Source organism: Falsiroseomonas oryziterrae, from assembly GCF_021864505.1.
Taxonomy (GTDB): domain Bacteria; phylum Pseudomonadota; class Alphaproteobacteria; order Acetobacterales; family Acetobacteraceae; genus Falsiroseomonas; species Falsiroseomonas oryziterrae.
On record NZ_JAKJIB010000230.1, the window covers coordinates 1 to 6699 of the forward strand.

Consider the following 6699-nt stretch of genomic DNA (forward strand, 5'->3'; position numbering starts at 1 on the left):
GGGCCGGGCGCGCGAAGGCGCGCCGCGCCCAGACCATCAGCCCCGCCCGGCGCGTCCGTGGCCGGCGCGAAGCGTCGTGCCGAAAGGCACGCCTCCGGCGTGACGCGGCCGGATGGCCGCCGCCCGGCGTCTGAGGGCAACGAACGACTCAGGCGGTGCCGACCGGCGGCTGCGCGGCGCCGCCCTGGCGGCGGGACTGCCACAGCGCGACGAAGTCGATCGGCGACAGCATCACCGGCGGGAAGCCGCCGTCGCGCGTGACGTCGGCCAGGATGTTGCGCGCGAAGGGGAAGAGCAGGCGCGGGCACTCGACCAGCAGCACGGGCTCGAGGTGCTCCGGCGCCACGTTCACCGTGAAGACGCCGCAATAGGCGAGCTCGGCGATGAAGCAGGAGGTCGCGCCGGCCTTGGCGTCGGCGCGGATCTGCAGCGCCACCTCGTAGACGTTCTGCTGGCCCTCGAGCTTCTTGGCCTGCACGTCGAGCGACAGATCCACCCGCGGCTGTTCCCGCAGCGTGACGAAGATCTCGGGCGCGCCCGGCACTTCGAAGGACAGGTCGCGCGTGTACTGCAGGTTCAGCATCAGCGGCGCGGCGGGCTGGCCGTTCTGGCCGCCATTCGGGGCGGGCGGGATGGGTGAGGAAGGAGCGTCCGACATCGGGATTCCAAGGCTGGCGATGGAGATGCCGGGCTAGCACGGCCCCGCCCCGCGGGCCAGCAGCGGCACGGCGCGCTTGAACCGAGGGCCCCGGTTGCGGTTCCATGGCGGCTCACGACGGGAGCCTCGCCATGCGCCGCAGGAGCCTGATCGCCGCCGGCGCCGCCGCGGCCCTCGCCCCCAGCCTTGCCTCCAGCCCCGCCCGCGCCGCCGACCCGGTGGATGTCGCGCTGGTGCTGGCGGTGGATGTCAGCCGCTCGATCGACGAGGACGAGGCGCGGCTGCAGCGCGAGGGCTACCGCAACGCCGTCACCGACCCGCGGGTGGTGGAGGCGATCCGCGGCGGCATGCTGGGCGGCATCGCGCTCTGCTACATCGAATGGGCCGGCATCGAGTACCAGCGCATGGTGATCCCATGGACCCGCATCGGCAACGCGCGCGAGGCCGAGGCTTGGTCGCAGGCGCTGGCGGAGGCGCCGCGCACCTCGCTGTCCTGGACCTCGATCTCCGGCGGCATCGAGGCGTCGCGGCGCGCGATGGCGGACTGCCCCTACGAGGCGACGCGCCGGGTGATCGACGTCTCCGGCGACGGGGTGAACAACAGCGGGCCCCCGGCCGAGCAGGCGCGCGACCGCGCGGTGGCGGAGGGCATCACGATCAACGGCCTGCCGATCCTGAACGACCGCCCGACCTTCGGCCGGCCGCCGCCGGTGCCGCTCGACCAGTATTTCCGGGAGAGCGTGATCGGCGGCACCGGCGCCTTCGTCATCGCGGCAGAGGACTTCGAGGCCTTCGGCAACGCGGTGCGGCGCAAGCTGATCCGCGAGATCGCGGGCCTCGGCGGGCCGCTCATCGACCGCGCCTGAGGCCCGCCCTATCTCTCCACGTCCTCGATGCTGAGGCCGAAGGCGGCGACGCCCTCGGCCAGCAGGTCGCCGAGGTTGTCCATCGCCAGCAGGTACTCAGCGGCATCGCGGCCTTCGTTGCGCTCGGCGGCCAGCGCGCGCGCCTCGTCCCATTCGTCCGCGCCGTAGTCGCCGCGGCCGACCCAGGCAAGCGCGATCAGGCTCGCCTGCTCGTCCTCGTTCAGTTCGCCGATGAAGGCGCGGAGCGACCCCTCCGTCAGGTCGTCCGGGGCCTCCCGCAGCAGCGCGGCCTCGCCGGCGTCGTCCTCGCCGGACGGCTCGGGCCCGGCCTCCTCCTTGCCCTGCAGGGCGCGGGCGTGGTCCACGACCAGCGCAACCGATTCCAGGCTGATGCCGAGGTCCACCTCGTCGTCGTCATGGTCCGACATGCGGTCCCCCTCGCGGTGCGACGCCGCTAACAGACCCCATCCCGCGCAGCGGTTCCACCGCGACGGGAAACATCCGCGTCAGCCGTTCACCCAATCCGGCGCGAGCCCGGCCGGGTTCACGAAACGACGGTCCTTCGGCAGGGCGGCGATCGCCGCCATGTCGTCCTCGTCGAGGCGCAGGTCGAGCGCGGCCAGGTTCTCCTCCTGCCGCGCGGGCGACGCCGCCTTCGGCACCATCGCGACGCCGGGCTGCGCGAGCAGCCAGGCGAGCGCGACCTGCGCCGGCGTCGCGCCATGTTTGCCCGCGATGCCGCGCAGCACAGGGACGTCGAGGTTCGACCCCTTGGCGACCGGCGAGTAGGCGGTCAGCGCCATGCCGGCCGCGCGCGTGATCCCGAGCAGCTTCGACTGGTCGAGGAAGACGTGGAACTCGACCTGCAGGCAGGCGAGGTTCACGCCCTGATCGATCGCGCGCCGCAGCAGGCCGGGCGGGAAGTTCGACACGCCGATCGCCTTGGCGCGGCCCTCCGCGCGCAGCGCGCCGAGCGTCGCCAGCGCGTCGCGGAGATCGAGCTCCGGGCTCGGCCAGTGGATCAGGAAGAGGTCCACATAGGGCGTCGCCAGCCGCGCGAGCGAGGCGTCGAAGGCGCGGCGGATCGCGTCGCCCCGCGGCTTGTCGTTCCACACCTTCGTCGTGACGAAGAGCTGCTCGCGCGGCAGGCCGCAGGCCTTGAGCGCGGCGCCGACCGCGTCCTCGTTGCCGTACATCTCGGCGGTGTCGATGTGCCGGTAGCCGAGCGAGATCGCGGATTCCACCGCGGCCTGGCACTCGGCGCCTTTCATCGGCCAGGTGCCGAGGCCGAGCCGCGGCATGCGCATGCCGTTGGCTTCGAGGATCGGGACGGTCATCGGGCTTCCTTGAGCTTGTGCGGCTGGCGCGGGGGAACCCCCACCCCGACCCTCCCCCGCTTCGCGGGAGAGGGAGCAGGTTGCGCGGGCGAGCGAAGCCGCGCTGTCAGGGACGCCTCGCCAGGTCGATGAGGCCGGCATGGCCGGCTTCGGTGCCGTAGGCGAGCAGCGCGCCGTTCGGGCTCCAGGACAATGCCGAGACCGGGCTGCCGGTGGGCGGCGCGACGGGCACCACCTTGCCGCTCGCGATCTCGGCGATCAGCACCAGGCCGTCGCCGAAACCGGCGGCGACGACTTCATGCTGGGGGTGGCAGGCGACGGCGGTGCAGAACACCTCGTCCCCGCCGGCCAGTTCCGTCGGCGCCTTGCCCATCGGGCCGCCGCCAAAGAAGGGCCAGAGCACGACGGATTCCGCGCCGGATGTCGCGAGCCAGCGGCCGCGCGAGGTGAAGGCGAGGCTGCGCGTCTTCCCCGGATAGCCCGACATGCGCATGTGCTGGCCGTCCGACAGGCGCCAGCCATGCAGGGACGGTTCCTGCATCGCCGTGACGAGATGCGTGCCGTCCGGCGAGAAGGCGATGGCGTGGTGGCTGCCCTTCCATTCGAGCGACCGCGGCTTGTCCTCCTTCGCCGCGACGAACCAGATCGAGGCGCCGTTGTAGTGGCTGGCGGCCACCCGCTTGCCCTTGGCGTCGAAGGCGATGCCGCCGACCGAGGAGGGATGCGTCAGCGTCTTGAGCGGCCCGCCGGGGCCGAGCAGGTGCAGCGCCTTGCCGACCGCGGCGGCGCGCACGCCGGCGTGGTGCGCGGCCACATGGTCCACCCAGCGGCCCCTGTAGTCGGCGAGGATCGTCGTGCTGCCGTCGGGCGCGGTGCGCACCAGCTTCCCGTCGTCGCCGCCGGTCAGCCAGCCCTCCGCGATGTCGGGGCAGGCGGAGAGGATGGCGCCGTCATGCGCGGTGACGGTCGTCCAGTCGCCCGCCATGCCGCCGAGCCGCAACGTGCCGTCGGCGAGCGCGAAGGCGAGGCGGTCGGCCTCGTCGAAGACGGCGCCGATCACCCAGGCGTCGAAGGACGCCGCGCGGCCGCGCTGCGCGAGGAGGAAGTCGGCTTCGGAGACCTCCGCCATCAGCCTTCCACCTGGCAGGCCTCGAAGCCGCGGCGGAGCTGCGGGCGGTTCAGGTCGCGGCCGATGAAGACGATCTTCGACTTGCGCGGATCGCCCTCCTTCACCTCGCCGATGTAGTCGCCATCGGCGATCATGTGCACGGCCTGGAAGGCGAAGCGGCGGTTGTCGCCCTTGTAGTGCAGGATGCCCTTGGTCCGCAGCAGATCCTGGCCCTTGGTCTGCAGCAGCTGGCTGATCCAGGCGTTGAACTTCTCCGCATCGATCGGCTTCGACACCTCGAAGCTGACGCTGTTCACCTCGGAATCGTGTTCATGGTGGTCCTCGCCCGAGAGGAATTCCGGCTCGCGCTCCAGGATGCGCGACAGGTTGAAGGCGTCGCGGCCGATCACGGCGTCGAGCGGCACGTCGGACTTCGTGCTGCGGCGGATCTCGGCATAGGGGTTGATGGCCTTGATCAGGCGCTCGACCTCGTCGGCCTCCGCCGCGCTGACCAGGTCCATCTTGTTCAGCACGATGATGTCGGCGAAGGCGATCTGTTCCTGCGCCTCCTCGCTGTCCTTGAGGCGCGCCGGCAGGTGCTTGGCGTCCACCACGGTGACGATGGCGTCGAGCTTGGTCGCGCGCTTCACGTCCTCGTCCACGAAGAAGGTCTGCGCGACGGGAGCGGGGTCCGCCAGGCCGGTGGTCTCCACGATGATGCCGTCGAAGCGGCCCTTGCGCTTCATCAGCCCGCCGATGATGCGGATCAGGTCGCCGCGCACGGTGCAGCAGATGCAGCCGTTGTTCATCTCGAAGACTTCCTCGTCGGCGTCCACGACGAGGTCGTTGTCCACGCCCAGTTCGCCGAACTCGTTGATCACCACGGCGAACTTCCGGCCATGGTTCTCCGAGAGGATGCGATTGAGCAGCGTGGTCTTGCCGGCGCCGAGATAGCCGGTGAGGACGGTGACGGGGATCTGCGTGGAACCGTTGTCCGCGGGGCTCTGGGACATCTTCGCCTTCCGGGTCGTGGGGGATCGTGGCCGCGTTATATGGTAACCCGGCGCCGCTTCCACCCCGCGGGCCGGCCATGGCCGGTCCCCGCGCGGCGCCGGGCTGGCGCGGCGCCGCGGCCCTGCGCGAACCGAAGCGGGTTCCCGCGCGTCTGGTTGGCGTGGTGCGGCGGCCGTTGAAAGCCGCGGGCAGGCCGCACCGGGAGGACCGCCATGCAGACCAGCCGCAAACTGCTCCTGGGCAGCATCCTGGCCGGCGCGCTCGTCCTGTCGCTGCCGGCGGCAGCGCATTGCGACGGGGAGGACGGGCCGGTGGCCGGCGCCGCGCTCCGGGCGCTGGAGGCCGGCAACGTGGCCCTCGCGCTGCCCTATGCGCCGGCCGCCGCCGAGGTCGAGATCACCCGGGCCTTCGAGCAGGCGCGGGCGGTGCGGGCGCTGGGTGCGGAAGCGCGGGCGCTGGCCGACCGCCACTTCATGGAAACCGTCGTCCGGCTGCATCGCGCCGGCGAGAACGCGCCCTATACCGGGCTCCAGCCGAAGGGCACCGACTACGGCCCCGCGATCCCCGCCGCCGAGCGGGCGCTGGAGACCGGGCAAGCGGAGGCGCTGGTCGAACTGCTGACGCGCGAGGTGCGGCATCAGGTCGAGGAGCGGCTGGAGCGCGCCCGGGCCGTGCCGGGCAGCGCCGAGCCGCGCAGCGCGGCGGAGGTGCAGGCCGCGCGCGAGCGCGTGAGCGCCGCCTTCGCCTTCATCGGCTATGTCGAGGGCATCCACGCCGCGCTGGCCGGCGGGGTGCATCAGGCCGCCACGACGGCGCATCACGACTGACGCGCGCGCCGCCTCAATCCGTCAGCCGCCAGCAGCGCCGGTCGCCGGCCATCAGGCGGTTCAGGTGGAGAAGGTGTCGGTGCAGCGCCGGGTTCCACGCACCGCGGAACAGCAGCTTCGCGCGCTCCGTGATCGTTTCGGACAAAAAGGGCCGGGGCAGGCGGTCCGGGTGGCAGGGCAGCGCGTCGAGCAGGCCGAGGAACCTGGCCTGCAGCAGCTGCGGCATGGTCAGCAGGCGGGTGGCGCGGCGCCAGGCGCGGGCGATGCGCCAGCCGAGCGGATCCAGCACGCGCTTCACCTTCGGATGATCCGACAGACCCATCAGCAGCTTGCCGAGCAGGCCGGAGCGGGCGGCGCGGCGCAGCGTGCGGTGGGCCGTGTCGGCTTTCCCGAGCTGCTCCGGCAGGTCGCGCCACGGCCCGGAGGAGCAGGCGACCCAGAAGATCGCGTCCCAGGTCCGGCGCGGGTTCTCGGCCCGCCGGCCGCGATGGGGGACGAGGGCGCGGGTGACCAGCGGGCCGAGCAGCGCCCATTCCTCGTCGGTCATCGGCGCCCAGGCCTGGCGGGGGTAGCGGCGGGGCTGGAAGCCCTGCGGGCCTTGCGGGAGGGGGTCGAGGAGGGGGCGGTACGCGTCGCTCATGGGACAGGATGGCATCGCGGCGCCGGCCGACGCAAGGACTATATACCTATCATTGCAGGGCCCGTGGTCACGCGTCTGTCGTTGGCGCGCGGCGGCCGGGGCCGCTAGGTCGCCGGGATGCAGGAACTCGACGATCCGGACACCCAGGAGGCCGGCGAGGCCCGGAACGCGGCGGCCGCGCCCGGCCAGGCGCGGCGCGAGGCGCAGCGCGAGCGGGCGCGGAAGGCGCAGCTGGTGCAGGCGCAGGTC

Annotated in this window: 8 protein-coding genes; 2 read left to right on the forward strand and 6 right to left on the reverse strand. The window is 72.5% G+C overall.

Features of this window, described 5'->3' with window-relative positions:
* Positions 1-148: 148 nt before the first annotated feature.
* Positions 149-658, reverse strand: coding sequence for a protein-export chaperone SecB (gene secB, locus L2I40_RS16400; RefSeq protein ID WP_237216269.1), 510 nt, complete (start codon positions 656-658; stop codon positions 149-151).
* A gap of 131 nt (positions 659-789) precedes the next feature.
* Here secB and L2I40_RS16405 point away from each other — a divergent pair, with 131 nt between their 5' ends.
* Complete coding sequence (locus L2I40_RS16405; RefSeq protein ID WP_237216270.1) at positions 790-1524, forward strand: DUF1194 domain-containing protein; 735 nt, start codon at positions 790-792, stop codon at positions 1522-1524.
* An 8-nt stretch (positions 1525-1532) separates the two neighbouring features.
* Here L2I40_RS16405 and L2I40_RS16410 read toward each other — a convergent pair whose 3' ends face one another.
* The 4 genes from L2I40_RS16410 to L2I40_RS16425 form a co-directional block, all read right to left on the reverse strand.
* The gene (locus L2I40_RS16410) at positions 1533-1952 is read right to left on the reverse strand and encodes a DUF3775 domain-containing protein (RefSeq protein ID WP_237216271.1); all 420 of its coding nucleotides are present in this window, start codon (positions 1950-1952) and stop codon (positions 1533-1535) included.
* Positions 1953-2030: 78 nt separating this feature from the next.
* Positions 2031-2861 (reverse strand): aldo/keto reductase, encoded by an 831-nt coding sequence (locus L2I40_RS16415; protein ID WP_237216272.1) that lies wholly within the window; start codon positions 2859-2861, stop codon positions 2031-2033.
* 106 nt (positions 2862-2967) lie between these two features.
* The gene (locus tag L2I40_RS16420) at positions 2968-3990 is read right to left on the reverse strand and encodes a WD40 repeat domain-containing protein (protein WP_237216273.1); all 1023 of its coding nucleotides are present in this window, start codon (positions 3988-3990) and stop codon (positions 2968-2970) included.
* The gene (locus tag L2I40_RS16425) at positions 3990-4982 is read right to left on the reverse strand and encodes a CobW family GTP-binding protein (protein ID WP_237216274.1); all 993 of its coding nucleotides are present in this window, start codon (positions 4980-4982) and stop codon (positions 3990-3992) included. The genes L2I40_RS16420 and L2I40_RS16425 overlap by 1 nt, the downstream gene beginning before the upstream one ends.
* A gap of 213 nt (positions 4983-5195) precedes the next feature.
* Between L2I40_RS16425 and L2I40_RS16430 the strand changes: the two genes are divergently transcribed.
* Positions 5196-5810, forward strand: a complete 615-nt coding sequence (locus L2I40_RS16430) for a DUF6448 family protein (RefSeq protein WP_237216275.1) — start codon at positions 5196-5198, stop codon at positions 5808-5810.
* Positions 5811-5823: 13 nt separating this feature from the next.
* On the opposite strand, the gene L2I40_RS16435 is transcribed toward L2I40_RS16430, so the two are convergent.
* A complete protein-coding gene (locus L2I40_RS16435) occupies positions 5824-6450 on the reverse strand; it encodes a transposase (RefSeq protein ID WP_237216276.1) in 627 nt (208 codons plus the stop codon).
* Between the last annotated feature and the right edge of the window lie 249 nt (positions 6451-6699).